This is a genomic window from Sinorhizobium sp. Y406 (assembly GCF_058732025.1).
Map to the genome: position 1 here is coordinate 2,993,012 of NZ_CM178974.1, position 26,631 is coordinate 3,019,642.

General features: G+C 62.8%; 25 protein-coding genes. 6 read left to right on the top strand and 19 right to left on the bottom strand.

Annotation, left to right across the window (positions count from 1 at the left end; all coding sequences use genetic code 11):
* Positions 1 to 26 precede the first annotated feature (26 nt).
* Entirely contained in the window at positions 27 to 866 is an 840-nt protein-coding gene (locus tag AC4P1R_RS14160) for a DUF6030 family protein (protein ID WP_151611676.1), read from the top strand.
* Between the two features lie 9 nt (positions 867 to 875).
* On the opposite strand, the gene AC4P1R_RS14165 is transcribed toward AC4P1R_RS14160, so the two are convergent.
* Positions 876 to 1,307: an Lrp/AsnC family transcriptional regulator gene (locus AC4P1R_RS14165; RefSeq protein WP_151611677.1), complete on the bottom strand. Its 432-nt coding sequence runs from the start codon at positions 1,305 to 1,307 to the stop codon at positions 876 to 878.
* Between the two features lie 117 nt (positions 1,308 to 1,424).
* On the opposite strand from AC4P1R_RS14165, the gene AC4P1R_RS14170 reads away from it, so the two are divergent.
* Positions 1,425 to 2,528, top strand: a complete 1,104-nt coding sequence (locus tag AC4P1R_RS14170; protein ID WP_151611678.1) for a saccharopine dehydrogenase family protein — start codon at positions 1,425 to 1,427, stop codon at positions 2,526 to 2,528.
* A gap of 653 nt (positions 2,529 to 3,181) precedes the next feature.
* Here AC4P1R_RS14170 and AC4P1R_RS14175 read toward each other — a convergent pair.
* Entirely contained in the window at positions 3,182 to 3,580 is a 399-nt protein-coding gene (locus AC4P1R_RS14175; protein WP_069458684.1) for a RidA family protein, read from the bottom strand.
* Positions 3,581 to 3,726: 146 nt separating this feature from the next.
* On the opposite strand from AC4P1R_RS14175, the gene AC4P1R_RS14180 reads away from it, so the two are divergent.
* Positions 3,727 to 4,320, top strand: a complete 594-nt coding sequence (locus tag AC4P1R_RS14180) for a TetR/AcrR family transcriptional regulator (protein ID WP_069458951.1) — start codon at positions 3,727 to 3,729, stop codon at positions 4,318 to 4,320.
* Between the two features lie 267 nt (positions 4,321 to 4,587).
* Here the strand turns inward: AC4P1R_RS14180 and AC4P1R_RS14185 are convergent, their stop codons facing one another.
* The 7 genes from AC4P1R_RS14185 to AC4P1R_RS14215 form a co-directional block, all read right to left on the bottom strand.
* A complete protein-coding gene (locus AC4P1R_RS14185) occupies positions 4,588 to 4,992 on the bottom strand; it encodes a F0F1 ATP synthase subunit epsilon (protein ID WP_069458952.1) in 405 nt (134 codons plus the stop codon).
* A gap of 118 nt (positions 4,993 to 5,110) precedes the next feature.
* On the bottom strand, positions 5,111 to 6,625 hold the full coding sequence (atpD, locus tag AC4P1R_RS14190) for a F0F1 ATP synthase subunit beta (RefSeq protein WP_083265329.1): 1,515 nt from the start codon (positions 6,623 to 6,625) through the stop codon (positions 5,111 to 5,113).
* A 24-nt stretch (positions 6,626 to 6,649) separates the two neighbouring features.
* Positions 6,650 to 7,531, bottom strand: a complete 882-nt coding sequence (locus AC4P1R_RS14195; protein ID WP_069458685.1) for a F0F1 ATP synthase subunit gamma — start codon at positions 7,529 to 7,531, stop codon at positions 6,650 to 6,652.
* Between the two features lie 27 nt (positions 7,532 to 7,558).
* Entirely contained in the window at positions 7,559 to 9,088 is a 1,530-nt protein-coding gene (gene atpA / locus AC4P1R_RS14200) for a F0F1 ATP synthase subunit alpha (RefSeq protein ID WP_069458686.1), read from the bottom strand.
* The gene (locus AC4P1R_RS14205) at positions 9,088 to 9,654 is read right to left on the bottom strand and encodes a F0F1 ATP synthase subunit delta (RefSeq protein ID WP_225191941.1); all 567 of its coding nucleotides are present in this window, start codon (positions 9,652 to 9,654) and stop codon (positions 9,088 to 9,090) included. The genes atpA and AC4P1R_RS14205 overlap by 1 nt, the downstream gene beginning before the upstream one ends.
* Positions 9,655 to 9,892: 238 nt before the next feature.
* Positions 9,893 to 10,279: an AGROH133_08824 family phage infection protein gene (locus AC4P1R_RS14210; RefSeq protein WP_225191940.1), complete on the bottom strand. Its 387-nt coding sequence runs from the start codon at positions 10,277 to 10,279 to the stop codon at positions 9,893 to 9,895.
* A 144-nt stretch (positions 10,280 to 10,423) separates the two neighbouring features.
* Complete coding sequence (locus AC4P1R_RS14215) at positions 10,424 to 12,628, bottom strand: primosomal protein N' (RefSeq protein WP_225191939.1); 2,205 nt, start codon at positions 12,626 to 12,628, stop codon at positions 10,424 to 10,426.
* Positions 12,629 to 12,803: 175 nt separating this feature from the next.
* Here AC4P1R_RS14215 and fsa point away from each other — a divergent pair, with 175 nt between their 5' ends.
* Entirely contained in the window at positions 12,804 to 13,457 is a 654-nt protein-coding gene (gene fsa, locus AC4P1R_RS14220) for a fructose-6-phosphate aldolase (protein ID WP_069458689.1), read from the top strand.
* A 330-nt stretch (positions 13,458 to 13,787) separates the two neighbouring features.
* Here the strand turns inward: fsa and AC4P1R_RS14225 are convergent, their stop codons facing one another.
* The 3 genes from AC4P1R_RS14225 to AC4P1R_RS14235 form a co-directional block, all read right to left on the bottom strand.
* Positions 13,788 to 14,192, bottom strand: a complete 405-nt coding sequence (locus AC4P1R_RS14225) for a type II toxin-antitoxin system VapC family toxin (protein WP_225191938.1) — start codon at positions 14,190 to 14,192, stop codon at positions 13,788 to 13,790.
* Between the two features lie 5 nt (positions 14,193 to 14,197).
* Positions 14,198 to 14,455 (bottom strand): type II toxin-antitoxin system VapB family antitoxin, encoded by a 258-nt coding sequence (locus tag AC4P1R_RS14230; RefSeq protein WP_255642815.1) that lies wholly within the window; start codon positions 14,453 to 14,455, stop codon positions 14,198 to 14,200.
* 108 nt (positions 14,456 to 14,563) lie between these two features.
* The gene (locus AC4P1R_RS14235) at positions 14,564 to 15,478 is read right to left on the bottom strand and encodes a GNAT family N-acetyltransferase (RefSeq protein ID WP_069458691.1); all 915 of its coding nucleotides are present in this window, start codon (positions 15,476 to 15,478) and stop codon (positions 14,564 to 14,566) included.
* Between the two features lie 253 nt (positions 15,479 to 15,731).
* Between AC4P1R_RS14235 and AC4P1R_RS14240 the strand changes: the two genes are divergently transcribed.
* Both AC4P1R_RS14240 and AC4P1R_RS14245 read left to right on the top strand, forming a co-directional pair.
* Entirely contained in the window at positions 15,732 to 16,664 is a 933-nt protein-coding gene (locus AC4P1R_RS14240) for a tyrosine recombinase XerC (protein WP_273362137.1), read from the top strand.
* A 222-nt stretch (positions 16,665 to 16,886) separates the two neighbouring features.
* Positions 16,887 to 17,966: a TraB/GumN family protein gene (locus AC4P1R_RS14245; protein ID WP_069458693.1), complete on the top strand. Its 1,080-nt coding sequence runs from the start codon at positions 16,887 to 16,889 to the stop codon at positions 17,964 to 17,966.
* A gap of 3 nt (positions 17,967 to 17,969) precedes the next feature.
* Here the strand turns inward: AC4P1R_RS14245 and AC4P1R_RS14250 are convergent, their stop codons facing one another.
* The 7 genes from AC4P1R_RS14250 to AC4P1R_RS14280 form a co-directional block, all read right to left on the bottom strand.
* Positions 17,970 to 18,443 carry a DUF2867 domain-containing protein gene (locus AC4P1R_RS14250; RefSeq protein ID WP_069458694.1) on the bottom strand — a complete coding sequence of 158 codons (474 nt, stop codon included), beginning with the start codon at positions 18,441 to 18,443 and terminating at the stop codon, positions 17,970 to 17,972.
* Positions 18,444 to 18,713: 270 nt separating this feature from the next.
* Positions 18,714 to 20,120 (bottom strand): dihydrolipoyl dehydrogenase, encoded by a 1,407-nt coding sequence (lpdA, locus tag AC4P1R_RS14255; RefSeq protein WP_069458695.1) that lies wholly within the window; start codon positions 20,118 to 20,120, stop codon positions 18,714 to 18,716.
* Positions 20,121 to 20,146: 26 nt separating this feature from the next.
* Entirely contained in the window at positions 20,147 to 20,899 is a 753-nt protein-coding gene (locus tag AC4P1R_RS14260; RefSeq protein WP_069458696.1) for an SDR family oxidoreductase, read from the bottom strand.
* Complete coding sequence (locus AC4P1R_RS14265; protein ID WP_492177123.1) at positions 20,896 to 21,396, bottom strand: hypothetical protein; 501 nt, start codon at positions 21,394 to 21,396, stop codon at positions 20,896 to 20,898. The genes AC4P1R_RS14260 and AC4P1R_RS14265 overlap by 4 nt, the downstream gene beginning before the upstream one ends.
* Before the next feature lie 2 nt (positions 21,397 to 21,398).
* Positions 21,399 to 22,040, bottom strand: a complete 642-nt coding sequence (locus AC4P1R_RS14270; protein ID WP_492177124.1) for a LysE family translocator — start codon at positions 22,038 to 22,040, stop codon at positions 21,399 to 21,401.
* A gap of 186 nt (positions 22,041 to 22,226) precedes the next feature.
* Positions 22,227 to 23,498 carry a 2-oxoglutarate dehydrogenase complex dihydrolipoyllysine-residue succinyltransferase gene (gene odhB, locus AC4P1R_RS14275; RefSeq protein WP_151611687.1) on the bottom strand — a complete coding sequence of 424 codons (1,272 nt, stop codon included), beginning with the start codon at positions 23,496 to 23,498 and terminating at the stop codon, positions 22,227 to 22,229.
* 60 nt (positions 23,499 to 23,558) lie between these two features.
* Positions 23,559 to 26,552 (bottom strand): 2-oxoglutarate dehydrogenase E1 component, encoded by a 2,994-nt coding sequence (locus AC4P1R_RS14280; RefSeq protein WP_069458700.1) that lies wholly within the window; start codon positions 26,550 to 26,552, stop codon positions 23,559 to 23,561.
* Positions 26,553 to 26,631: the final 79 nt, after the last annotated feature.

Below are 26,631 nucleotides of genomic sequence, written 5' to 3' on the forward strand. Positions count from 1 at the left end.
GTTGAGTGAAAGTGAGTTGCAGACCGATGGAGAGAAAGCATAGGGGCCGCGCCGGCATTGCTTTCTTCACGGGTGCCGTCGCGCTGATCTTCACGGCGATCCTGGCCACCGTGCTTCTTGCAAACGAGCAGCGTAATCTGAAGCAGCTTCTGGCCGCACTGGGACTACCGGCAAGCACACCGGAACCGGAAGAACCGCCCGCGCCACCTCGCCCACCGCCGCGCATGCCACCGCCGCAGGTGATGCTTCCGGAGCGTATCTTTGCGGATCTCGATGCGCCGGAGCAGCAGTTCCTCCGGCAGATCCGCAGCAATCCGCGAGCGCTTTGCGACGGCCTGCGCGATGCCGGCTTCCGCAATCTCGAATGGACGGCCGCCGAAAGCGGCCGCTGGGAGTGCTCCTCGCTCGTCCCCTTCCCACGGCCGGGGGAGGAGAAGAGCTCGTCGATCTTCATCTTCGTGAAGGGCAGCGACCAGGACGAGATCTCCTCCTTCCGGGTGAAGTTGAACATCGAACATCCCGAAGACGCCCAGGCCGTGACCAGCGCTGCGGCACGGGCCGCATCGGTGTTTCTCACCCATGTGCGCTGGGCCGACCGCGAGAGCATCGCGCTCAAGATCCAGGCGCTCGACGCGTTCGATCTTGAGCGCTTCGGCAGCCGCATCCGGTTCGCCCAAGAATCCGGCGAAACCCCGCGTTACAACTTCCTTGCCAATCAAAGGACCGAAACGCGGGCGAAGACCATTGCCGGGACCTACTTCGATCGGGAGAAATGGCTGACGCCGGGCGACGGTTCGCCGGTTACCTTTGTCCTCGGTCCCGCGGCCTGGAATGCCGGTGGCGCTGGGCGGAACGATAGACGCTGACAGCGACTCTCAGCGATCGATACGGGTCGAAAGGATGATCGAGGAGAGCGTCTTTTCCACGCCGTCGATTTCGCCGATACGGTCGATCAGCAGATCCAGCTCGCTGATCGAGCTTGCCGCGACGACGGCAATGAGATCGAAACTGCCGCTGACCGAATGCAGCGTCCGGATCTCCCGGATCGCCGCAAGCTCGGGCGTGACGCGGCTCAAGGCCCGCGGCGCGATGGTGATCAGCATATGCGCCTTCACCAGCCCCTTCTCGTAAGTCTCCGACAGCCGCACGCCGTAGCCGGCGATCACGCCCTCGCGCTCGAGCCGCTCGATGCGCGCCTGCACGGTCGTGCGCGAGAGGCCGAGCCGCCGCGCGATCGTCGCCGTCGGCATGCGGGCGTTTTCGCTGAGGATGGCGAGAAGTTCACGGTCCTTGGCGGTAACCTGCATAATGTCGATCCTGATCGGCGAAATGCCGATTTCCTCACATCGATTTAGTCATTTCAACGCTTCAAAGCAATGGTGGATAGGAGGAGAATGATAATGGAAGGCTCAGGGGGAAGAAGAATGAAAGAGATCGTTGTCATCGGTGCCGGCAAGATCGGATCGACCATCGCGCGCATGCTCGCCCACTCCGGCGATTACCGTGTCTGCGTCGTCGACCGCAACGCCGAGCAACTGCAGGACGTCGCAAAGCACGACGCCATCTCGTCGGCCGTCGTCGACATCGCCGACGGACAAGCGCTCGTCGATCTGCTCAAGGGCAAGTTCGCGGTGCTGAGCGCCGCACCGTTTCACCTCACGGTCGCGATCGCCGAGGCGGCCGCTAGAGCCGGTATTCATTATCTCGACCTGACGGAAGACGTCGAATCGACCCGGCAGGTCAAGGCGATCGCGGCAAAAGCCAATTCCGCCTTCATCCCGCAATGCGGGCTTGCGCCCGGCTTCATCTCGATCGTCGCCTACGATCTCGCCAAGCGCTTCGACAAGCTAGAAAGCGTGCGCATGCGCGTCGGCGCCCTGCCGCAATATCCGTCGAATGCACTCAACTACAATCTGACCTGGAGCACGGACGGAGTCATCAACGAGTATATCGAGCCCTGCGAGGCCATCGTCGAAGGCACGCTGGTCGAAGTGCCGGCCATGGAAGCGCGCGAGGAATTCTCGCTCGACGGCGTCACCTACGAGGCCTTCAACACCTCGGGCGGCCTCGGCACGCTCTGCGAAACGCTCGCGAGCAAGGTTCGCACGCTGAACTACAAGACGATCCGCTATCCCGGCCATGCCGCCATCTTCAAGGCGCTCCTGAACGATCTCGGCCTGCGCCATCGCCGCGAGGTCCTGAAGGACATCCTGGAAAACGCCCTGCCGACCACCACGCAGGACGTCGTGGTCATCTTCGTCACCGTTTCCGGCTTCCGCGACGGACACCTGGTCCAGGAAACCTATGCCAACAAGGTCTATAGCGGCGTCGTGGCCGGGCGGATGCAAAGCGCCATCCAGATCACCACGGCCGGCAGCATCTGCGCCGTGCTCGACCTTCTGGCAGAAGACAAGATCCCGACCGAGGGCTTCATCCGCCAGGAGGATATCGCGCTCGACACCTTCCTCTCCAACCGCTTCGGCCGCCACTACGCGCAGAAGCATGAGGCAGAGCGCGCGGCGAGCTGACGCGCGGCCCGACTATTCCAAAATCCAGTCGCAAAAGGGGCCGATTTCATTCGGATTTTTGCGACAAGGATCCCTCGTCCACTTGCCTGAAGGTTTTCGATGCGGGCCGCGAGGTGACGGTTGCCACCGGGTGCATTCCGACCCGCGTTGGAAAACGTTCAGGATAACGGAGATTCAGTTCGAAGGCAGCGGAGGGCTGCTTGGGGCATATCCGCCTTGTCCTTGGGCAAGGAATTGCACGATTACCGAGAGCAATGCCTCCGCACTATAGCGATCGAGCATGACCTCGACTGTTGTGTCGGTGGATGATGTTAGGTCAAGGGTTCCGATGAGCGGGTCCCTCGACGAGACAGCAATGTCATTGCCATGAAACTCCGCTCTGATCGTGGCTCCGTCTTCCATGTGACGCTTCCCCTCGACGCCAATTGTTTCAGGCAAGTCGAGCGGAATTTATCCGTATCCGTCAACCGGCTAAATGGGATGAGCCCGATCCGTATCTTCCGAACTACTCTCTGATCCCCCCCCGCCTTGGTTGCGTACGCAGTCATTGCAGTGACCGCCAGCATTGGCCTTTCCTGTAAATCCCTGCCGCCCCCCCCCTGACCTTCCAACGCCACCGGCTTTGGCGCGAAATCTGGGATATTTGCGAAGGATCATACGGCGGACGGAATACGCGCGATGACCTTGATCTCGAAATCGAAGCCAGCCAGCCAGTTCACGCCGATTGCGGTCCAGTTTGGGTAGGGCGGCTTGCTGAAAATCTGCTGCTTGACGGCCATGATGGTTCCGAACTGGTTCTCCGGGTCTGTGTGGAACGTCGTCACGTCCACAATATCGTCAAACGTGCAGCCGGCTGCGTCCAACGTTGCTTTGAGGTTTTCGAAAGCCAGTTGCACCTGATGTTCGAAATCCGGGTGAGGCGTGCCATCTAAGCGGCTGCCGACCTGTCCGGATACGAACAAAAGGTCACCGGATCGAATGGCGGCCGAATAGCCGTGCTCCTGGTAAAGGGCATGCCTGTTTGCAGGAAAGATTGCGTCACGGTGGTTCATTTTTTCATCCCTTTTCACTGGCTCGCACCCGGTGCATCGAGCTTCACAAGCCGTGCAAGCTGATATACGGTACGTATATGAACTATGAGATATACGCTCCGTATGTCAACTGTAAAATACGCGACGTATGCGAAATAGAGGACGAGATGGCGAGACGACGCGCCGAGATGATGGAGGAGAATCGGGTCAAGCTGATCGCGGCTGCACGAAAGGCCTTCGCCGAAAAAGGGTATTCAGCCGCTTCAATGGATGAGTTGACCGCCGAAGCCGGTCTGACGCGGGGCGCGCTCTACCATAACTTCGGAGACAAGCGTGGGCTTCTGGCGGCGGTCATACATCAGATCGACTCTGAAATGGCGTCGCACGCGCAAGAAATAGGCGAACGTGCGGGAGGCGATTGGCAAGGATTGCTGGCAGAGGGTGCGGCCTATATCGAGATGGCGCTTAATCCGGAAGTGCAACGCATCGTTCTGCTCGATGGACCTGCGGTCTTGGGCGATCCTTCGCAGTGGCCGAGTCAGAGCGGTTGTCTGCAGGCGACTGAGCGAACCGTAGAGCGGCTCATCAAACAAGGAATCATCAAACCCGTTGACGCAGAAGCTGCCGCTCGGCTTCTCAACGGCGCTGCCCTTAATGCTGCTCTATGGATCGCTGCCAGTGACAATCCGCAGGATGTGCTGCCCAAGGCTGTCGAAGCATTCCACTCCTTGGCCACGGGGCTTCTTGTTAGGCACGCATAAACGACCGGCGATCCTAGAGCGCCGCGCGTCTTATTAGACGGGCAAAGGTCGCTGTAGCACTTTGAATTGCTGCATGTCTTTGCCCTTTAATCGAGGTCGATTAAAGGAGACATGCAGTAGGTGTCGTGGATATCACTCGTTTGCACTCGGTTGAAATCCACGCAGCCCGCCGGCACTGCCGCATTCCTCATCGCACAAACAAGAAACCCCGCGGGAAGCGGGGTCTGCTGCATCTCCTGGTCAGTCTCCCTTTTCGGGATGACCCTTTCAGGCCGGGATGACGACCTCGCCGAGCTTGGTCAGTTCGGCGATGAACTGTTCGATGCGAGTCCTCTTCTCGTCGCCGGCACCTTCGAGTTCGGCGCGCACCGAGGCGATGCGGTTCTCGAGCACCGAGACGTCGAGTTCGTCGACATGGACCGCCGATTCGGCAAGCAGCGTGCAGCCGGTCGGCAGGATATCGGCGAAACCGCCGAACACGGCGAAACGCTCGCTCGTGCCGTCGGCCATCTTGACGGTGACAACGCCCGGCTTGACGGTCGTCATGGTCGGCGCGTGATTGGCCATCACGGTCATTTCACCCTCGGTTGCCGGGATGACGACTTCGGTCACCTGCGCGGAAAGCAGCAGGCGCTCCGGGGAAACAAGTTCGAAATTGAAACTGTCGGCCATGACCATTCACTTCTGGTAAGCGCACCGCAACGAACGGCGGCTGTGCATGTTCTCAACCGCTGACGCCGCGGCAGAATGAAAACCGTGGCGCCATGCGCCACGGTTTACGATGTCAGGATCAGGCGGCTTCGGCAGCCAGCTTCTTGGCCTTCTCGATGGCTTCGTCGATGGAGCCGACCATGTAGAAGGCGGCTTCCGGCAGGTGGTCGTACTCGCCATTGACGAGGCCCTTGAAGCCCTTGATCGTGTCTTCGAGCGCGACCAGCTTGCCCGGCGAGCCGGTGAAGACTTCGGCAACGAAGAACGGCTGCGACAGGAAGCGCTCGATCTTGCGGGCGCGGGCGACGGCGAGCTTGTCCTCTTCGGAAAGCTCGTCCATGCCGAGGATGGCGATGATGTCCTGGAGCGCCTTGTAGCGCTGCAGCGTGCCCTGGACCTTACGGGCGACCTCGTAGTGCTCTTCGCCGACGATCATCGGGTCGAGCATGCGCGACGTCGAGTCGAGCGGGTCCACGGCCGGATAGATGCCCTTTTCGGCGATCGAGCGCGACAGAACCGTCGTGGCGTCGAGATGCGCGAACGAGGTCGCCGGCGCCGGGTCGGTCAAGTCGTCAGCCGGAACATAGATCGCCTGAACCGAGGTGATCGAGCCCTTGGTGGTCGTGGTGATGCGCTCCTGCATCGAACCCATGTCCGTGGCGAGCGTCGGCTGGTAACCCACGGCCGACGGAATGCGGCCGAGCAGCGCCGACACTTCCGAACCCGCCTGGGTGAAGCGGAAGATGTTGTCAACGAAGAACAGAACGTCCTGACCTTCGTCACGGAACTGTTCGGCAACCGTCAGGCCGGTCAGAGCGACGCGAGCGCGCGCGCCCGGCGGTTCGTTCATCTGGCCATAGACGAGAGCGGCCTTGGAGCCTTCGCCGCCGCCATGCTTGTTCACGCCCGATTCGATCATTTCATGATAGAGGTCGTTGCCTTCGCGGGTGCGTTCACCCACGCCGGCGAAGACCGAATAACCGCCATGCGCCTTGGCGACGTTGTTGATCAGTTCCATGATCAAAACGGTCTTTCCGACGCCAGCGCCGCCGAAGAGACCGATCTTGCCGCCCTTTGCGTAAGGCGCAAGCAGGTCGACCACCTTGATGCCGGTGACGAGGATCTGCGCTTCCGTCGACTGTTCGACGTAGGAGGGAGCGTCCTGGTGGATCGCGCGGCGTGCCGAGGTTTCCAGCGGGCCGGCTTCGTCGACCGGCTCGCCGATGACGTTCATGATGCGGCCGAGCGTTTCCTTGCCGACCGGAACCGAGATCGGGCCCCCGGTGTCGGTGACCGACTGGCCGCGAACCAGACCTTCGGTCGAGTCCATGGCGATCGTGCGAACCTCGTTTTCGCCGAGATGCTGCGCGACTTCGAGAACGAGGCGGTTGCCCTTGTTGTCGGTTTCCAGCGCGTTCAGGATCTGCGGGAGGTTGCCCTCGTCGAAGGCGACGTCGACGACGGCGCCGATGACCTGCGTGACGCGGCCGACAGCACCGGTAGCCACAGCGGCCGTCTTGGCGGGAGCTGCCTTCTTCGGAGCAGCAGGCTTCTTTGCCGCTGCGGTTTCTTTCGGGGTAGCTGCCTTAGCCATAATTCTTACCCTCTTCTCGTAACCTTAGAGCGCTTCCGCGCCAGAGATGATTTCAATGAGTTCCTTGGTGATCTGCGCCTGCCGCTGACGGTTGTAATTGAGCGTCAGCTTGTTGATCATCTCACCGGCATTGCGCGTCGCATTGTCCATGGCACTCATCTTGGCGCCCATCTCACCGGCGACGTTCTCGAGCAGGGCCCGAAAGATCTGGACCGAAATGTTGCGCGGAATGAGATCCGTGAGGATGGCCGCGGCGTCCGGCTCGTATTCGTAGATCGCCGATGCGCTGCCTGCCTCGGCGGCAACGGTTTCGGCCGATGCCGGGATCAGCTGCTGGGCAGTCGGAACCTGCGAAATGACGGACTTGAACTCGGAATAGAACAAGGTGCAGACGTCGAACTCGCCCTTTTCGAAGAGTTCGATGACCTTGTGACTGATCCGGTCGGCGTTCTCGAAGCCGATCTTCTTGACCTCGCGCAGATCGACGCGGTCGATGATCAGCGACGCGAATTCCCGCCGAAGGATGTCGAAGCCCTTCTTGCCGACGCAGATGATCTTGACCGTCTTGCCCTGCGCGAGCAGCTTGCGCACGTGATCGCGGGCAAAGCGGGCGATCTGCGAGTTGAAGCCGCCGCAGAGGCCGCGTTCGGCCGTGCAGACGATCAACAGGTGCGTGTTGTCCCTGCCGGTGCCCGTCATCAGCTGCGGCACGCTGTCGTCCGCGCCGACCGCCTGGGCGATATTGGCGAGAACGGCAGCCATGCGCTGCGAATAGGGCCGGGCGGCCTCGGCCGCCTCCTGGGCGCGCCGAAGCTTCGCCGCGGCGACCATCTTCATCGCCTTGGTGATCTTCTGCGTCGCCTTGACGGAGGCGATCCGGTTCTTCAGATCCTTAAGTGAAGGCATCCGTTGTCCGTCCTAGTTGGAGTCCGCTCAGGCGAAAGACTTGGCGAAGCTGTCGATAGCGGCCTTCAGCTTGCCCTTGATGTCGTCCGAGATCGCCTTCTCCTTGCGGATGGCCTCCAGCACGTCCTTGCCTTCCGAACGCAGGTAGGAAAGCAGGCCCTGCTCGAACTTGCTGACCTGATTGACGGGCAGCTTGTCGAGGTAGCCGTTGACGCCGGCGAAGATCACCGCAACCTGCTCTTCCGTCTTAAGCGGCGAGAACTGCGGCTGCTTCAGGAGTTCGGTCAGGCGGGCACCGCGGTTCAAGAGGCGCTGCGTCGCGGCGTCGAGATCCGAGCCGAACTGGGCGAAGGCCGCCATTTCGCGATACTGCGCGAGTTCGCCCTTGATCGAGCCGGCAACCTGCTTCATCGCCTTGATCTGGGCGGCGGAGCCGACGCGCGACACCGACAGACCGACATTAACGGCCGGGCGGATACCCTGGTAGAACAGGTCGGTTTCCAGGAATATCTGGCCGTCGGTGATCGAGATCACGTTCGTCGGAATGAACGCGGACACGTCATTGCCCTGGGTCTCGATGACCGGCAGTGCCGTCAGCGAGCCGGCGCCATTGTCGTCGCTGAGCTTCGCGGCACGCTCCAGCAGGCGCGAATGCAGGTAAAAGACGTCGCCCGGATAGGCTTCGCGGCCCGGCGGGCGGCGGAGCAGCAGCGACATCTGGCGGTAGGCGACGGCCTGCTTGGAGAGGTCGTCATATCCGATCAGAGCGTGCTTGCCATTGTCGCGGAAATATTCGCCCATCGTGCAGCCGGCGAAGGGCGCCAGATACTGCATCGGCGCCGGATCGGAAGCGGTCGCGGCGACGATGATCGAGTACTGCAGCGCACCGCGCTCTTCGAGCACCTTCACGAACTGCGCAACCGTCGAGCGCTTCTGGCCGATGGCGACGTAGACGCAATAGAGCTTGTCACCTTCCGGACCGTTGTCGTGAATGGCCTTCTGATTGAGGATCGTGTCGAGGATGATCGCAGTCTTGCCGGTCTGGCGGTCGCCGATGACGAGCTCGCGCTGGCCGCGGCCGACGGGGATCAGCGCATCGATGGCCTTGAGGCCGGTCGACATCGGCTCGTGAACCGACTTGCGCGGAATGATGCCGGGCGCCTTGACGTCAACGCGGGCGCGCTGCTTGGCATTGATCGGGCCCTTGCCGTCGATCGGGTTGCCGAGCGCGTCGACGACGCGGCCGAGCAGCTCCGGACCAACCGGAACATCCACGATGGCGCCGGTCCGCTTGACCGTGTCGCCTTCCTTGATGTCACGGTCGGAACCGAAGATAACCACGCCGACATTGTCGGATTCGAGGTTCAGCGCCATGCCGCGAATTCCGCCGGGGAATTCGACCATCTCGCCTGCCTGGACATTGTCGAGGCCGTAGACGCGGGCAATACCGTCACCGACGGAAAGCACCTGACCGACTTCGGAGACTTCTGCTTCCTGGCCGAAATTTTTGATCTGATCTTTGAGAATTGCGGAGATTTCCGCGGCGCGGATATCCATCAGCCGACCTCTTTCAGTGCAAGCTTAAGGGTAGAGAGTTTGGTGCGAAGGGAGGTGTCAATCTGGCGGGACCCGACCTTGACGATCAGACCTCCAAGAATAGACGGGTCGACGGTGACGTTGATCGCCACGTCTTTGCCGGTGACGCCTTTCAGCGTCGCCTTCAATTCGGTTTGCTGCGCTTCAGTGAGCGCATGCGCCGACAGGACGTCGGCGGTGATTTCGCCCCGGTGGCGCGCAGCGATCAGGCGGAAGGCCTGGATGATGCCCGGCAGCGCAAAGAGGCGACGATTGCGGGCAATGACCTTGAGGAAGTTGCCGACCAGCCCGGAAAAGCCGACCTTCTCGACAAGCGCGGAAACGGCCTTGAACTGGTCGTCGGCGGAAAAGACCGGGCTCACGACCAGCCGCTTCAGGTCGTCGCTGCCGTCGATCAGCGCCTGGACGCGAACGAGTTCGGCGCCAACCACCTCGACCGAACCGGCCTCGAGCGCCAGCTCGAAGAGCGACGAGGCATATCTTTCTGCAACACCGGAAATAAGCTGGGATGTGTCTGCCACGGGCACAAGCTTCTCTCAAAATCATCCAAGAGCGTCAGCGACAGCGAACTGCTCACCTAACACCTTGAATTTGCTGCAATAACTCGCAGGATATCGAGGCCGTGAGACCCACTTCCCCCGCAATTCGCGGTTCGTCTAGCATAGGATGTTTGGACTCGCAACACGCCAGGGCCAGGAATGCGGCATTACGCGTCCGGTTCGCGTTGATTTTGCCGTAAATTCCGCTGCGTCCCCGCGACTCCGGTCAGATCAGCCCGAAGACATAGGCAAGCGGAAGAGCCGCGAGCGCCGCCTGGACGGCGAGTGCGAGCCAGTTGAAGAGAGTTGCGCCATCGTCGCTCATCATCGACAGAGCGCGACCGAAAGCCGCAAGTGCAAAGGCGGCCCCGACGGCGAGATAGACCATCGGCTGGGCGAGCAGGACGGCCCCGAGACCAAGGCCGACATGCATGCCGCCCATCGTGGACCGGGCCTCCGCCAGGCCGCCGCGGCGGCCTTCGGCAAGGCCGATGCCGGCCGCGCGAAAGGCAAGGCGCGGGGCGATCAGCATGACGAGACCGATCAGCGCCGCCACGCCGGCCGCTGAGAAGGCCACGAACTCCCCGGTTTCCGTCGGAATATAGAACTCCATGTCCATTCCCCCGCGGCAGATGATTTGCGGCGCCTCGTTCATGATTGCGGCATTTCCGGCATGCGGCAGGTGATTCGCCGTTGCGCCTCCCCATCTAACCGAAATGCGCGGCTATGGGAATCGGCCGTCTCTTGCAACACACGATCACAGGAAACTCTGCGGATCGACGTCGAGCTGGACGCTGACCGATCCGCGCTCCTTCGGACCCGCGGCGATCATCGCTCTCAGGAAGGCCTGCATGTCGCTGCTGCGCCGTCCGTGGACGAGCAGGCGGAAACGGTGGCGGCCGCGGATCAGCGCCAGCGGCGCCTCGGCCGGCCCGAGCACCGAAATGCCGTCGACATGCGGCGCGGCGCTGCGCAAGGACCGCGCATGTCCCTCGGCGTCCTGGCGGGAATCGGCGGAGACGATGATGGAGGCGAGCCGGCCGAAGGGCGGCAGCATGGCGCGTTCCCGCTCCTGGATCTCGCGCTCGTAGAAGGCATCGGAGTCCCCCGAAACGATCGCCTGCATCACCGGATGCTGCGGCTGGTAGGTCTGCAGCAGCCCGAGGCTCTTCAGGCCCGTTCGTCCTGCACGGCCCGTGACCTGCGACAACAGTTGGAACGTTCGCTCGGCCGCACGCGGATCGCCATTGGCAAGGCCGAGATCGGCGTCGACGATGCCGACCAGCGTCATCATCGGAAAATTGTGGCCCTTGGCCACGAGCTGGGTGCCGATGACGATATCCGCCTCGCCGCTCGCGATCGCCTCGAGTTCCAGCCGCAGCCGCTTGACCCCCATCAGGTCGGAGGACAGCACGATGGTGCGGGCCTCGGGAAAATGCCGCTCGACCTCCTCCGTAATGCGCTCGACGCCCGGACCGCAGGCAACGAGATGATCAAGCGTGCCGCATTCGGGACACGCCTCCGGCGTCCGTTCCGCATAGCCGCAATGATGGCACTGGATCTGCCCGCGGAACCGGTGCTCGACGAGCCAGCTGGAGCAATCCGGGCATTGGAAGCGGTGGCCGCAGACGCGGCAGAGCGTCAGCGGCGCGTAGCCGCGGCGGTTCAGGAACAGAAGAGCCTGCTCGCCCCGGCCGATCGTCTTGCCGATCTCATTCAGGAGGACCGGCGAGAGAAAGCCTCCGCGCTCCGGCGGATGGCGGCGCATGTCGACGATGCCGAGATGCGGCAGCGCCGCGTCGCCGAAGCGGGTCGGCAGATGGATCGGCCGGTAGCGCCCGACCTCGCCATTGACCCGGCTTTCGATCGAAGGCGTCGCGGAGACGAGCACGACCGGGAAGTCGCTGATCCGCCCGCGCACCACGGCCATGTCGCGGGCATTGTAGAAAACGCGATCCTCCTGCTTGTAGGCGGGATCATGCTCCTCGTCGACGATGATGAGGCCAAGATCCTCAAAGGGCAGGAAAAGGGCAGAGCGGGCGCCGGCGACGACGCGCACCTGGCCGGTCGTCACCTGCCGCCAGACCTTTTCCCTTGTGCGTGGCGCCAGGTCCGAATGCCACTCCGCCGGCTTCGCCCCGAAACGGTCCTGGAAGCGTTCGAGGAAGCTGGCGGTCAGCGCAATTTCGGGAAGCAGGATCAGCACCTGCTTTCCCGCCCGAAGCGTGGCGGCAATCGCCTCGAAATAGACCTCGGTCTTGCCGGATCCGGTAATCCCGTCGATCAGCGATACCGAGAACTTGCGCTCCTCGACCGCCGCGAGCAGATCGGCGGCCGCCTGCTTCTGCGGCCCTTCGAGACGCGGAGCGGTAAAGTCGGGATCGGGGGCGGCAACGACCGGCGGCGGCGGCATGAACTGCGTTTCGAACACGCCCTGCGCCTGTAGACCGTCGATGACGCTCAAGGAGACGCCGGCCGCATGGGCAAGACCGGAGCGGGTCCACGAATACCCGTCGCCGGCCGCGGCGATCACCCGCTCGCGCGCCGCCGTCATTCGTTCCGGCCGCATCTCCGTCAGGCGCAGCGCTTCCACCATCGGTTCGGGATCGAAGGCGGTGGGCGCGCGAAGCGCCATGCGGGCGACGAGGCCCGGCGGCGTCACCGTATAGGCGGCCACCCAGTCGAGAAAGGCACGCATGTCGGGGGTCAGCGGCGGGCAGTCGAAGACCTTCTCGACCGCTTTCAGCTTCTTGCGGTCGACCGTGCCGTCGTCGGGACCGTCCCACACGACGCCGACGACCAGCCGGGGGCCGAGCGGCACCTGCACGATCGAACCCGGCTCGACCGCCATCCCATCGGGCACCGCATAGGAATAGGCCTTCGGCGCCGGCATCGGCAGCAGAACGGGCACCACGCGGCGGTCGAGTACGGCCCCGAATAAATCGGTTGAATTGAGAGTCATTTTGCCGTGACCTTGCCACCGCTTTCAGATAAAGAAAACCGCGCAGCGAACCGCCGCCTTGTGGATAGCAGGGTTTGTCATGGTTCCACCCGACTTTCAACGCGCGCAATCTCCGCCATGGTTCTTACGGCAGTGGATATGCGCCTGAACGGCTGAGTGCCAAAGGAAGGCTCCCATGAAATTTTTCGTTGATACCGCCGACGTGAAGGAAATCCGGGAACTGAACGATCTCGGCCTGCTCGACGGCGTCACCACCAACCCCTCGCTGATCCTGAAGTCGGGCCGCGACATCGTCGAAGTCACCAAGGAAATCTGCGACATCGTCGACGGCCCCGTTTCGGCGGAAGTCACGGCTACCGAATATAGCGAGATGATGAAGGAAGCGGCCGCTCTTTCGAAGATCGCCGACAATATCTGCATCAAGGTGCCGCTGACGCTTGACGGCCTGAAGGCCTGCAAGGCGCTGACCTCCGACGGACATCAGACCAACGTCACGCTCTGCTTCTCGGCCAACCAGGCGCTGCTCGCCGCCAAGGCCGGCGCGACCTTCGTCTCGCCCTTCATCGGCCGCCTCGACGATATCGCCTTCGACGGCATGGACCTGATCCGCGAGATCCGCCACATCTTCGACAATTACGGCTACGAGACCGAAATCCTCGCCGCCTCGGTGCGCACGGTCAACCACGTCAAGGAAGCCGCCCTCATCGGCGCCGACGTCGTCACCGCACCGCCGGCAACCTTGAAGGCGCTCGTCAAGCATCCGCTGACCGACAAGGGCCTCGAAATGTTCCTGGCCGACTGGGCGAAGACCGGTCAGAAGATCGGCTGATCGAATCGCGTTCGGAAAGAAGACATCAAGGCCCCGCGGCGATGCGGGGCCTTTTTGGTTCAGCCAATGCGCCAAAAACAGAAGGCCCCGGAAGCCCCCCCGGAGACCGCCACTCCGACCGGAAAACGCGCACCGAGGGGGACAGGCACTTCCAGCGCCTTGTCCGCCCCCATACCCCTGATCTGCATGCCTGCGCCGCTGTCAAGCACGGCCAATGCGCTACAGCGCCGGGCGTCTTATTAGACGCGCAAGGGTCGCTGTAGCGCTTTGAATTGCTGCATGTCTTCATCCTTTAACCGAGGTCGACTAAAGAAGATATGCAGTAGGCCCTCATGGCACAGTCTCGAGATCGGTTTCGCGAAACTCATCATCGGTCGCCAAGATCGGAACCCGATAGTATTTGGCGCATGCGTAATGGATGCAGTCTGCCAGATTGAGGCCATGACGGCCTTTACGGTAACGATGTGCAGCCGAGAGCGCGAGATTGTTGGCGCGCTTCGCAGGCGGCAGATCGCAGATTTCAATGGCCCGGGCTTCGAGAAAGTCCATGATCAGCGGTTCCAGCGCCTCTATGGCCATATCGAACTTGTCGGGCCGGGAAAGCGCGAGAGCCGTTTCGAGAATGGCGAGCGGTGATGTAATGCGCGTCTGCGCCTTCATCAGCGCCTCAGAAACGCGATCCGATTCCCCTTCGTCGGACAGGACGGCGATTGGTGCGCAGGCGTCGACGAACACGCGCCTTACGCCTCCCACATCTCATCAAAGGCTTCCTTTGGCAGCGGCTTTCTGGCTTTCTCATTGAGTTCGACGTGGTATTTTTCGCGCAACCGCGCTGCGGTCTGAGCGGGCGTTTCGACGTTCAATCGCCGTTCGATCGCCTCGCGCATGGCGATGATGATGGCATCGGAAATGCTCACCTTCGCGATCTTCGCGAATTTCCGGGTGAGTTCGTCGGCCCTCTCATTGGTCACGTTGATCGCCATGGTCGCAGCCTGCATGTAGATAAATTCCCGACCTTGTGTAGATCCTTCTATCTAATTCGCAATTGTGTCCTGGCCGGCTGAGACGCCTTGGTCGGGCGCTAATGTGTCCATCGCAGGTACGGTTCAAGCAGCTTCGGCGGGTGCTGCGAACACCGCGTCGCTATCCCGCGCGAGCTCGATCACCGTATGGCGCTCAAGCGCACGGGTGACGTCCGCCGGATCGCCTTCCAATGCCTCGGGTGCGATGAGGTTGCCGATCCGGAAGTCGAAGAGGTCGCCCTTCTTGTTCAAAAGTTCATGGAAGACGGTCATGTCGCGCAGTTCCGTCGACCACTTGGCGAACCAGTAGAACAGGCCGGAATTGCGGGCGCTCATGTGCACCGGCAGGATCGGCAGGCCGTATTTGCGCGCAAAGCTCACCGCCGAGCTTTTCCAGGGCCGTTCATTGAGACGCCCATCCGCCCAATAAGCGATGCGGCCGGAGGGAAAGAGCACGGTCGCCTTTCCCGCTTCGATCGCCCGATTGGTGACCTGCAGGGTCTCGCGCGCCTTGAGCTTCGACTTGTACTCTTCCCGCCACTCGACCGGGATGATCATCTCGACGAAGCGCGGATTGACGCGGATGGCATCGCGATTGGCGAAAAACATCATGTCCGGTCTGCGGCTCTTGAGAAGGTCGAAGACGGCGATGCCGTCGGCAATGCCGGTCGGATGATTGCTGACGAGCAGGAATCCGCCGCTTGCCGGGATTCGCTCCGGCCGGTCGACACGAACATCGAGCGAGAGAACCGAACTCAGATGCTCAAATGCCTGGAAGCCCTGCATGTTGGCGACGGAATCGGCGAATTCGATCGCCTTGCGGTAGTTGAGCAGCGTGTAGAGAAATGGCCGCACCACCGGCCACAGCGGGTGGTGAGCGATCTTGCGCCCGCGCTCGGCGATCAGCGTGTCGACGATATGGCCGGGCTGCCCCTGCGAGACCAGGGCAATCGCCTCTGCAAAATGCGCCAGCGCGCTCGCCGAATCACGTCTCGCCATGGTCCCACCCGCTGTTGCTGATCGAACATCGCAGTTCAATATGATCGAACAATGACAAATTCCAAGGGTGCCTCATCAAACAAAATGCATGTTGCCGCGCCGCGCGTCTTTCAGACGCGCAACAGTCGTCGCAACTCTTTCAATCTGCGCATCGAGCTTTCCGAAAGTCGGGTGCGATTTTCGGGCCGATGCGTTAGCAAAAACATAAGGCACCAGTGGCATGGTCCGGGCACGCATGAGGACCGGGCCGACGATGAACGAACTTCTTGTGATAGGCCATCCCGAGGTGATGGCGGAGCGTCAACGGTGGCTTGCCAGCCTTGCCGGAGAACGCCGCCTGTCGGAAAAGACGATCGAGGCTTATGAACGCGACACGCGGCAATTCCTCACATTCCTGACGGGGCATCTCGCCAGCCCTCCCCGGCTTGCCGATATCCACAGCCTCCGTCCTGCCGATCTCCGGGGCTTTCTCGCGCAGCGGCGCAAAGGCGGCGCGGGCGCGCGCACGCTCGGACGCGGACTTGCGGGTCTACGCTCGTTCCTGCGTTATCTCGAACGAAACGGCCTCGCCAACGCGGCAGGCGCTGCTGCCGTACGCTCGCCGAAACAGCCGAAATTGCTGCCTAAACCGCTCACCGATCGCGAAGCGCTTAAAGTGGTGACGACGGATGCGCAATTGGCCGAAGAGCCTTGGATCGCCGCGCGCAATGCCGCGGTGTTGACCCTTCTTTATGGGTGCGGCCTGCGCATATCCGAAGCGCTCGAACTGTCGCCTGAAGACATCGCCGGCGCCGCCTCGCTGCGCGTCGTGGGCAAGGGTGGCAAAACCCGCATCGTTCCTCTGATCGACGCGGCGAGCGAAGCGGTTGCGGCCTATCGCCAGCTCTGCCCCTATCACCTCGGCCCCGACGAGCCGCTGTTTCGCGGCGCCCGCGGCGCCAGGCTGCAGCCGGCGATCATCCAGCGCGAAATGCAGAAGCTGCGCGCCGCCCTCGGTCTTCCGGATTCGGCGACGCCGCATGCGCTCCGCCACTCCTTCGCGACGCACCTGCTTGCCGGCGGTGGGGATCTGCGCACCATTCAGGAACTGCTCGGCCATGCCAGCCTCTCGACGACCCAGGTCTATACGGGGGTCGATTCGACCCGGCTGCTCGAAATCTATGATCGCGCCCACCCGCGCGCCTGAAGCGCCAAAACACGCCATTCCGGCCGAGGGACATGCAAACGAATTATGGCCCGCTCTCGACCCTGATCGAAAAACGGGGGCGCACTCCTGGCCAAGATGCATTAGGGTCAGGAGCTGGGGCCAGGAGCTATGATCCGGCGCTTGCCCGTTAACCACGCCCGTTAAGGGTCCCGTGACCATGGAAGCGTAAGGTTCCTTGTTATCACTCGGGAACAGACAGCCATGACGACGATGCTCAGACCCGCTCGCACCCTCGCGGCCAAGGCCGCCGACGGCCTCATCTGGCTGATCGCGCTCATTCACGTCCTGACGGCCGCAAGCCTTGTCCTCGTCCTGCTCACCTTTTCGCCGGCGCGCGCCGCCCAGGAGGTGGAGTGCAGCGGCAGCAATATCCTGGCAGGTCTGGAACAATCCGATCCGGACCGGCTTGCAGCCCTGCGCGAGGAAGCCGCTGCCGTGCCCAACGGAAAGGGCCTGCTCTGGAAGATCGAAGGCGGCGGATTGGCCCCTTCCTTCCTGCTCGGAACCATGCACGTGACCGATCCGCGCGTCCTGGCCATGCCCGCGGGCGCCGCCGAGGCCTTTGCAGCGGCCGCCACCGTGATCGTCGAATCGGACGAGATCATCGACGAGAGGAAAGCCAGCGCCGCCATCATGATGCGGCCCGACCTCACCATGTTCGCCGACAACAGGACGATCGACGATTTCCTCGAGCCGCAGGACCGGGAGCGCCTCGCCGCCGGCCTCAAGGCGCGCGGCATTCCCCTGCCGCTGGTCTCGAAAATGAAGCCGTGGATGATCGCAAGTTTCGTGGCGCTGCCGGCCTGCGAGTTCAGCCGCAAGGCGGCCGGCGCCTCCTTCCTCGACAAGAAGCTCGCCGAAGACGCCGTCGGACAGGGCAAGCGCTTGAAGGGCCTGGAGACGCTGGTCGAACAGCTCTCGGCCATGGATTCGCTTCCCGTCGAATGGCATCTCCAGGCCCTGATCGACACGCTCGCGCTCGGTCGGACGATCGATGACGTCCTGACGACGACGACCGATCTCTATCTCACCGGCGACACCGGCATGATCATGCCGATGATGAAGGCCGTCTCGGCGCAGGTATCGCCCCACGATCTCGGTTATGCCGATTTCGAACAGCGGATCATAATCGACCGCAACAGGACAATGGCAGCCCGGGCCGAGCCGATCCTGAAGCAGGGCAACGCCTTCATGGCCGTGGGTGCGCTGCATCTTCCGGGCAAGGATGGCCTCGTCGAGCTCTTGCGCCAGCAGGGTTTCACAGTCACCCCGGTCGATTGACGGTCATCGCGTCGCATTTAGTTCGGCAAGCAGGGCGGGAACGATCGCCTTGTGAAAGGGCGTCACGGCCGCAAGATAGAGGTAGCCGAACAGGTTTCTGCGGCGCACCAGCGTCGTGATGCCGATGACCTGGCTCTCCGCCGGTCCGTCACGCACCTCGACGACGATACGAAAATCCAGATGGCGGTCGTCGAAGCCAAGGACGGTGGCATGCTCGCTCTCGCACACGATCGAGAAGGCGCCGATCAGGTCTGAATCTGCGGCGGGTGCCGGGGCCTTGAGACCGAGGGGCAACGTCAGCCGATTGCGCAATCCCAAGAGATTTCGCACCCAGCGCGGTGCGCTGCCAAGCGTCCGCCTTGCCGCTTCGAGCGCACTCATGCGCTCGCCGAAAAACAGAAGTTCGTGGCAATCGGCCCAGTCGGCGCCGGGCAAGCATGCGTTCGGCAGGCGGGCGGCTACGCTTCGCGGTCTCATGAACACCAATCCTCCTTCACGCGCCAGCCTTTCGGGAGGGCTATGGCTGCGGTGGCGTGTTCATGATTGCGCCCGATCGGGGCGCGAAGGCAGGGGGCCGCTTGTCGCAGCCCCCCGGCCAATTGTCACAGGGGGCCGCTTGTCGCAGCCCCCGGCCAATTGTCACAGGAGCCCGGTTGTCACGTGCGCCGCAGCCCTCGAGGGCTGGGGGTTTTACCCAACCGTGCTTTCCGAAAATCGGCTCCGACTTTCGGGGCCGATGCCGTCGAGTCACATGTGGATTGGCTTGGCGAAGGTCGCGAGCGCCGCTTCCTTGACCGCTTCCGACATCGTCGGATGCGCATGGCAGGTGCGGCCAAGATCTTCCGACGAGCCGCCGAACTCCATCAGCACGGCGATCTCGTGGATCATCTCGCCGGCGCCGAAGCCGACGATATGGCCGCCGAGCACGCGGTCGGTTTCCTTGTCGGCGAGGATCTTCACGAAGCCGTCCGTCTGAAGCATGGCGCGGGCGCGGCCATTGGCGGTGAAGGGGAACTTTCCGACCCTGTAGGCGACGCCCGCTGCCTTCAGTTCCTCTTCCGTCTTGCCGACGGAAGCGACCTCCGGCTGGGTGTAGACGACGCCCGGGATTACCTCATAATTCACGTGACCGGCCTGGCCGGCGATGATCTCGGCCACCGCCACGCCTTCGTCTTCGGCCTTGTGGGCGAGCATCGGGCCGCGCACCACGTCGCCGATCGCATAGACGCCGGTAATGCTCGTCTGGAAATGATGATCGATCTCGATCCGGCCGCGGCTGTCGAGGACGACGCCCGCCTTGGCCAGGCCCATATTTTCCGAGCACGGTTTGCGGCCGGTCGCGACCAGCACGACATCCGCTTCGAGCGTGGTCGCCTCGCCGCCCTTGACCGGCTCGAACGTAACCTTGGCGCCGTTGTCCGACTTCTCGACACCGGTCACCTTGGCGCCGAGTTTGAATTCCAGCCCCTGCTTCGTCAGCATCCGCTGAAGCTGCTTGGCGACCTCGCCATCCATGCCGCCGAGAATCGTATCCAGGAACTCGACGACGGTCACCTTGGCGCCGAGGCGCGCCCAGACCGAGCCGAGTTCGAGGCCGATGACGCCGCCGCCGACGACGATCATGCTGGCCGGCACTTTCTCCAGTTCCAAAGCACCGGTCGAGGAGACGATCACCTTCTCGTCGAATTCGAGATCGACGCCAGGGATGCCGGCAACGTCCGACCCCGCGGCGATAACGATATTTTTCGCCTCGAGGATCTGCTCATCGCCATTGTCTTTGGTGACGGAAACCTTGCCTTGGCCCAGAACCTTGCCCAAGCCCTGAAAACCGTCGATCTTGTTCTTCTTGAAGAGGAAGGAGACACCGTCGACATTCGCCTTAACCGTTGCGTCCTTGTGCGCCATCATCTTCTTGAGATTGAGCGTCGGGCTTGCGACCTCCACGCCCAGCGCATCGAGGCCGTGCGCGGCGTGGTGGAACATTTCGGAAGCGTGCAGCAGCGCCTTCGACGGAATGCAGCCGACATTGAGGCAGGTGCCGCCATAGGTGCTGCGCTTTTCGACCACGGCGACCTTCATGCCGAGCTGCGCCGCCTTGATGGCGCAGACATAGCCCCCCGGACCGCTTCCGATTACGATGAGATCATAAGCCATTTGATAATCCTTCTTGGGAGGGGCGGTCACCGGCCGCCACTGACATTAAGAATGGCTCCCGTCACGTAAGTCGCCTTGTCGGACAGGAGATAGAGAATTGCATCGGCAACTTCGCCGGCCGTGCCGGGACGCTGAATGGGGATGGAGGGCGCAAGATCCCGCGCGCGGTCTGGCAGACCGCCGGAGGCGTGGATCTCTGTGTCGATGATGCCGGGGCGAACGGCGTTGACGCGAATGCCTTCGCCGGCAACCTCACGCGCCAGGCCGACCGTGAAGCTTTCGATCGCCCCCTTCGAAGCGGCGTAATCGACATATTGGCCGGGCGCGCCGAGCACGGCTGCGACGGACGAGAGATTGACGATCGAACCGCCGCGCCCGCCGCGACGCGTCGACAGGCGAAGCACCGCCTCGGCGGAGCAGCGGATCGCGCCGGTCACGTTGACGCGAAACATCCGCTCCAGCCGCTCGGGCGAAATCTCGTCGATCCGCTGCGGGGGACCGACGATGCCGGCATTGTTGACGAGCCCGTCGAGCCGCCCGAATGCCGCGTCGACCGCCGCAAAGATTGCCCGCACCCCATCTTCGGTGCCGACGTCACCCTGAACCGCAATCGCAAAGCCGCCGCTTGCAGAAATGCGGCCGACGATATCCTCCGCCGCCTGGACGTTCGCCGCATAGTTGACCGCGACCCGCCAGCCTTCGGCTGCGGCCGCAAGACACACGGCCGCCCCAATGCCGCGGCTGCCGCCGGTCACGAGAAGAACGCGGCGCTCGCTCATGCGGCGCATCCCGTGAACCGAAAAGCGTCGGAACTGTCCGACTGCGCCTTGCCTTCGCCCCAGGCGGTCGAGGCGCGCAGCGACGGTCCGAAATCCGGAAGCAGGATCTGTACGGCAGCCGGTGAGTCCTCCGCTTCGAGCAGGCCGATCTTGCCGGCGCCGTCGACCGTATAGATCGGCCCCTGCCAGACCGTGCAGGCCGACAGCTCGGCACCGGTCACGTCGCCGGTCGGGCAATCATGCATGACGATGCCGTGCGGACGTTCCGGCTCACCGGCGGCCATGACCACCCCGTCGAGAGCCAGGCTGGCGCCGGCAATCCTGATCTTGAAGTGATTGCTGGTGACAGCGGCCTCGGATCCGACCGGCTCGAAGCGGAGCTCATGGCCGGCCTGGTCCTCATAGATCGCGTTTGCCTGGCTGCATTCGCTGCCATGCGCCGGGCATACCCCGAGCGCAAGCGCGAGCGCGGCGAGGAGAACTTTGCCGCCACGCATCGTCAGGCAGCCTTTTCGGTCGCGAGTTTCAGGCCGAGCGCGATGAAGACGAGGCCGCTCGCCCGATCGATCCACTTGCTTGCGCGAGTGAAGGCCGCCCGCATCCTAGGCGTCGTCATGAAAAGGCTGACGGCGACGAACCAGAGGATCAGCGCACTTGCCATAATGAGGCCGTAGGCGAACTTGACCGCCATCGGCGTATGCGCGCTGACGACGGTCGAGAAGATCGACAGGAAAAAGAAGACCGCCTTCGGATTGAGTGCATTGGCCGCGAAGCCGAGACCGAACGCCTTCAGCGCCGACTGCCCCTTGGGCGCGCCGGTGGACTGCCCCGTCTCGACCGCGATATGCGTCTCACCGGCTCTGAGCGCCTTGACGCCGATATAGATCAGGTAAGCGACACCGCACCATTTGACGATGTTGAAGAGGTATATCGATTGCGAAATGATCAGCCCTAGGCCGAGAATCGTGTAGGTGACATGGAACATCAGCGACGCGCCGATGCCGAAGGCGGTGATGATTGCCGGACGCCGACCGTGCACCAGCGACTGCCGCATCACCATGGCGAGATCCGCACCGGGCGAAACGATGGCGAAGGTGAAGATCGCCATCAGGGATGCCAGTTCGACCAGGTAGTTGCTCATGGTTTGCGACCGATAGTTCGAGGACCCGTATGGTGCCGAAGAGAGTATTGGATGCGCGCAGAGCGTGCGTTTCAGAACCCTAACCGCTGGCTCCGTGCCTGTCGATGCCCCTACCGGTACGCGACCCGAACGGTGCGCATCGACAACCTGGCATGGGGGAGAACGAAAGGGGCTCTCGCCCCTTCCTTAAAGATCGAGCACCAGGCGTTCCGGATCCTCGAGGCTCTCCTTGACACGGACGAGGAAGGTCACGGCTTCCTTGCCGTCGACGATGCGGTGATCATAGGAGAGCGCCAGATACATCATCGGGCGGATCACCACCTGGCCGCCGATGGCGACCGGGCGATCCTGGATCTTGTGCATGCCGAGGATGCCGGACTGCGGGGCGTTGAGGATCGGCGACGACATCAGTGAGCCATAGACGCCGCCATTGGAGATAGTGAACGTGCCGCCCTGCATGTCGGCCATCGACAGCGCGCCGTCACGCGCCGCCTTGCCGAGACGGCCGATTTCTTTCTCGATTTCGGCGATCGACATCTGGTCGGCATCGCGCACGACCGGCACGACGAGGCCCTTCTCGGTGCCGACGGCGACGCCGACATGGCAGAAGTTCTTATAGATGATGTCTGTGCCGTCGATCTCGGCATTGACCGCCGGCAGTTCCTTGAGTGCGTGGGTGACGGCCTTGGTGAAGAAGCCCATAAAGCCGAGCTTCACGCCATGCTTCTTCTCGAAGACATCCTTGTACTTCGTGCGCAGGCTCATGACCGCGCTCATATCCACCTCGTTATAGGTGGTGAGCATCGCCGCGGTGTTCTGCGCATCCTTGAGGCGCTTGGCGATCGTCTGACGCAGGCGGGTCATCTTGACGCGCTCTTCGCGTGCAGCATCCTCGGTCGGCGCGGGTGCGCGGGCCTGGACCTTGGCGGGTTCCGCGGCGGCCGGCGCAGAAGTACCCTTGGCGATCACGGAAAGCACGTCGCCCTTCAGGACCTGGCCGCGCTTGCCGGAACCATCGATCTGGTCGGCGGAGAGGTTGTTTTCGGCGATGAGCTTGGCAGCAGCCGGAGCCGGCCGGCTCGCCGCAATCGCAGCGCCCAATATGTCTCCGAGTCCTGCGATTTCCGGATCAGCAGCGGCAGGCTGGGCCTTCTTCTCGGCCGGAGCAGCCGCGACGGGCTCGGGCTTCTTTTCGGCCGGAGCAGCGGCGGCGGCGCCCGCGCCTTCGGCGATCTGGCCGAGCAGCGCGCCGAGGCCGACGGTCTCGCCCGCTTCAACGACGATTTCGGAGAGCGTGCCGGCGGCCGGCGCCGGCACCTCGATCGTCACCTTGTCGGTTTCCAGTTCGAGCAGAGGCTCGTCGGCCTTGATCGCATCGCCGACCTTCTTGAACCAGGTGCCGACGGTCGCTTCGCTGACGGATTCGCCAAGGGTGGGAACGCGGATTTCTGTTGCCATGATTTTTGTTCCGTTGATCAGATATCTGTTTCTGTCGGTTGGCGGACGTGGAGGGCGTAATCACCCCCCCAGCGCGTCCTCGAGGAAGGCGGCAAGCTGCGCCAGGTGCTTGGACATCAGGCCCGTGGCAGGCGATGCCGCGGCCGGACGGCCGGTGTAGCGCACCCGCTGGTACTTGGCGTCGATATGGGCGAGCACCCATTCGAGATAGGGGTCGATGAACGACCAGGCGCCCATGTTCTTCGGCTCTTCCTGGCACCAGACCATCTCCGCATGGCGGAAGCGGCTGAGCTCGTTGATGAGCGCCTTGGCCGGGAACGGATAGAGCTGCTCGACGCGGAGCAGATAGACGTCGTCGATGCCGCGCTTCTCGCGCTCTTCCAGGAGGTCGTAATAGACCTTGCCCGAGCACATCACGACGCGGCGGATCTTCGAGTCCTTCTGCAGCTTGATCGGGCCGTTCTTGTTAACCTCCGCATCGTCCCAGAGCAGGCGGTGGAAGGAGCTTTCGCCGGCCATTTCCGAGAGGCTGGAAACGGCGCGCTTGTGGCGCAGCAACGATTTCGGCGTCATCAGGATCAGCGGCTTGCGGAAGTCGCGCTTCACCTGGCGGCGCAGGATATGGAAATAGTTCGCCGGCGTCGTCACATTGGCGACCTGCATGTTGTCTTCCGCGCAAAGCTGCAGGAAGCGCTCGAGGCGAGCCGAGGAGTGCTCCGGTCCCTGGCCTTCATAGCCGTGCGGCAGCAGGCAGACGAGGCCCGACATGCGCAGCCACTTGCGCTCGCCCGACGAGATGAACTGGTCGAAGACCACCTGCGCGCCGTTGGCGAAGTCGCCGAACTGGGCTTCCCAGAGCGTCAGCGCGTTCGGGCGGGCGAGCGAATAGCCGTATTCGAAGCCGAGCACCGCCTCTTCCGAGAGCATCGAGTTGATGACCTCATAGCGCGCCTGCGTCGGCGACAGGTTGGCAAGCGGGATGTAGCGTTCTTCGGTCTGCTGGTCGTAGAGCACCGAATGGCGCTGCGAGAAGGTGCCGCGCTCGCAGTCCTGGCCCGAAAGGCGGATCTTCGTGCCCTCGGTCACCAGCGTGCCGAAGGCCAGCGCCTCGCCCATGGCCCAGTCGATGCCCTCGCCGGTCTGGATCATGTTGGCGCGGTTTTCCATGAAGCGCTGGATGGTGCGGTGCGCGTTGAAGCCAGCTGGAATCTCGGAGATCTTGCGGCCGACCTCCTTCAACTGCTTCATCGGCACCGAAGTCCGGCCGCGGCGCTGCTCATCCTGGTTGTCGGCGGTGCGCAGGCCCGACCAGACGCCGTCGAGCCAATCGGCCTTGTTCGGCTTGTAGGACTGGCCGATCTCGAACTCCTGCTCGAGTTGAGCGCGCCAATCCGCCTTCATCTTTTCCACTTCGCCTTCGGTCATCAGGCCTTCGGCGATCAGGCGTTCCGAATAGAGCTGCACCACCGTCTTGTGGGCGCGGATCGCACGATACATTTTCGGCTGGGTGAACGCCGGCTCGTCTCCTTCGTTGTGACCGAAGCGGCGATAGCAGAACATGTCGATGACGACCGGCTTGTGGAACTTCATCCGGAACTCGGTCGCGATCTTCGCCGCATAGACCACCGCTTCCGGATCGTCGCCGTTCACGTGGAAGATCGGCGCCTCGATCATCTTTGCGACATCCGACGGATAGGGCGACGAGCGCGAGAAGGCCGGATTGGTGGTGAAGCCGATCTGGTTGTTGATGATGAAATGCACGGTGCCGGCGACGCGATGACCGCGCAGACCCGAAAGCCCGAGGATTTCGGCGACGACGCCCTGACCGGCGAAGGCGGCATCGCCGTGCAGCAGCATGGGCATCACCTTGACGCGCTCGCGCAGCGGAATGATGTCGCCTTCGAAGACGGCGGCGATCTGGTCCTGCTTGGCGCGCGCCTTGCCCATGACGACCGGGTTGACGATTTCCAGATGCGACGGGTTCGCCGTCAGCGACAGGTGCACCTTGTTGCCGTCGAACTCGCGGTCGGACGAGGCACCGAGATGGTATTTCACGTCGCCCGAGCCCTCCACCTCGTCGGGCGCATAGGAGCCGCCCTTGAACTCGTGGAAGATGGCGCGGTGCGGCTTGGCCATGACCTGGGAAAGAACGTTGAGTCGGCCGCGATGCGCCATGCCGAGAACGATTTCCTTGAGGCCGAGCTGGCCGCCACGCTTGATGATCTGCTCCAGCGCCGGAATCAGCGATTCGCCGCCGTCGAGGCCGAAGCGCTTCGTGCCCTTGTATTTGACATCGATGAACTGCTCGAAACCTTCCGACTCGATGAGCTTCTGCAGGATGGCCCGCTTGCCCTCGGGGGTGAATTCGACCCCCTTGTCCGGCCCCTCGATCCGCTCCTGGATCCAGCCCTTCTCTTCCGGGTTGGACATGTGCATGAACTCGACACCCATCGTCGAGCAATAGGTGCGCTCGAGAATTTCGACCATCTCGCGCACGGTCGCGTATTCGAGGCCGAGCACGTTGTCGATGAAGATCTTGCGGTCGTAGTCCTTCTCCTCGAAGCCGTAAGTCTTCGGCGAGAGCTCTTCGTAATCCTCGACCGGGTCGGCAAGGCCGAGCGGGTCGAGCTTGGCATGCAGGTGGCCGCGCATGCGGTAGGCGCGGATCATCATGATGGCGCGGACGGAATCGCGGGTCGACTGATGAACCTCGGCCTCGCTCACCGGAACGCCGGCGGCGGCGGCCTCCTCGGCCTTCGCCTTGACCTTCTTCTCGACGACCTTCTCGACCGTGCCCCAGTCGCCGTCGAGCGCCGAGACGAGTTCGCCATTGGCGGCGATCGGCCAGTTGCTCTTCTTCCAGGAGGCGCCCTTGGCCGCCTTCACCACATCTTCGGGCCGGTCGGCAAGCGTCTTGAAGAAGGCCTGCCATTCGGCGGAAACGGACGACGGATCCGCTTCATAGCGCGCGTAGAGCTGCTCGATATAGGCGGCATTGGCGCCGTCTAGAAACGAAGTGAGCTGGAATTGCTCGTTGGCCTCTTGCCTTGTCATGGTTTCTCGCGGACTTCCATCCGCCTCCTGACTTGAAGATTGGGATGCCGGGTGGTCCCGGCCGTTCATACATGCCTGA